Genomic DNA, 1,239 nt, shown 5'->3' with positions numbered 1-1,239 from the left:
AAAATCCGAAGTTAATTTTGGACGACTTCTTAATGGTGTTTATCATTATTTGGTATCCTCCATCCAATATTTTAGTTAAGGCGATCGCAGTGATTGGTAGTCGAGCGGTCGCTTTTGTTATGTCATTATTGTAAATAGTCTGCCTACACTTGTCAACTGTTGATAGACAATTTACAATATAATTATTGATGTTGGAGTTTTAAGCTATGACACTGTTGAAAATTAAGCGCGTTCAAGAAACTATTAAAGAGTTTCCCCACTTAGGGAAAAGAATTAAAGAAGCTAGAGAAAAAGCGAAAATCAAAGAAGGAAAATCTTTATCCTCTATTTGTCGTGAAGCTGATATTAGTCGTGCTTATTGGTATCAATTAGAGTCTGAAGATTTGAGAGCCCCAGCAACTGAGGAAATTATTAGAAAAATCGAACAAACTTTAAATATTGATTTGGGAGTTACTTTTGATGAATAATCCCACTATCGAAACTGATATTGCTGAAATTCTCAGAGATTTACAATCTGGGCAAAAAGAGATACTCAAAGAGATTTCTGATTTAAAGGTAAGTTTAGAGACAGTCAAAGGCGATCTTAAAGCTTTAGACACTAAAGTAGAACAATTAGATAAAAGAGTGGGAAATAGCGAATTAACCAACCGTGGTATTTTGATCGGCTTGGTAGTTGTTATCTTGGGTGGTACAGCCAAATTGTGGGGCTGGATGCCTAATTCTTGAAATGCGACACCACAGTGCCTTGCTACCTCTCCTATTAGCTATTAAAGAAATCAAAGAGATGCTCGCCTCATCGTAAAATTAAAATCCACAACTGGTATTTTTTCAATTCTCCTTTGTTCGATGTCTTTAGTCCCATGAAGCAATTTTGGCAACGCCACAAAATTCCACTATTGATGATTCTTTTCAGTTTAGCCTTGGGTCTTGCCCCTCTGATTTCAGTAATCCTAGCTGAGATAGTTGCCAATCTGGGCAACTGCACGGTACATGAAGGCTTTATTAATTCCTGTCAAATTGGCTCTTTTGAATTGGGCGAGCTTTTAGCTACAATGTTTGTCGCTGGCTGGTATCTGTTGATTTCTATTCCTTTGGGATTCATCGGTTTGCTCTTGGGATTTCTGACTTTAATGAGTCAAATCAAGAAGCGTAACCTCAGTTCGACGAAGCAAAAACTAGAAAAGTCCAAACATTCATGACGATTCTGAAATCTATACAGGTAATCTTACTTACCTTGGC

3 protein-coding genes are annotated in these 1,239 nt (G+C 37.0%); all 3 read left to right on the top strand.

Annotated features, from left to right (window positions below):
- Window positions 1-206 precede the first annotated feature (206 nt).
- Window positions 207-467 (top strand): helix-turn-helix domain-containing protein, encoded by a 261-nt coding sequence (locus H1P_RS33500; protein WP_144875823.1) that lies wholly within the window; start codon window positions 207-209, stop codon window positions 465-467.
- The gene (locus H1P_RS33495) at window positions 460-726 is read left to right on the top strand and encodes a hypothetical protein (protein ID WP_144875821.1); all 267 of its coding nucleotides are present in this window, start codon (window positions 460-462) and stop codon (window positions 724-726) included. Before H1P_RS33500 ends, H1P_RS33495 begins: the two co-directional genes overlap by 8 nt.
- Window positions 727-860: 134 nt before the next feature.
- Entirely contained in the window at window positions 861-1,199 is a 339-nt protein-coding gene (locus H1P_RS33490) for a hypothetical protein (RefSeq protein ID WP_144875819.1), read from the top strand.
- Window positions 1,200-1,239: the final 40 nt, after the last annotated feature.

Origin of the sequence: Hyella patelloides LEGE 07179, from assembly GCF_900659865.1 — a bacterium.
Lineage (GTDB): Bacteria > Cyanobacteriota > Cyanobacteriia > Cyanobacteriales > Xenococcaceae > Hyella > Hyella patelloides.
This window is presented reverse-complemented; position numbering and strand designations above follow the sequence as displayed.

Coding starts and splice junctions, on each gene's coding strand:
- H1P_RS33500 (WP_144875823.1), top strand. CDS start 207: ATGACACTGTTGAAAATTAAGCGCGTTCAAGAAACTATTAAAGAGTTT.
- H1P_RS33495 (WP_144875821.1), top strand. CDS start 460: ATGAATAATCCCACTATCGAAACTGATATTGCTGAAATTCTCAGAGAT.
- H1P_RS33490 (WP_144875819.1), top strand. CDS start 861: ATGAAGCAATTTTGGCAACGCCACAAAATTCCACTATTGATGATTCTT.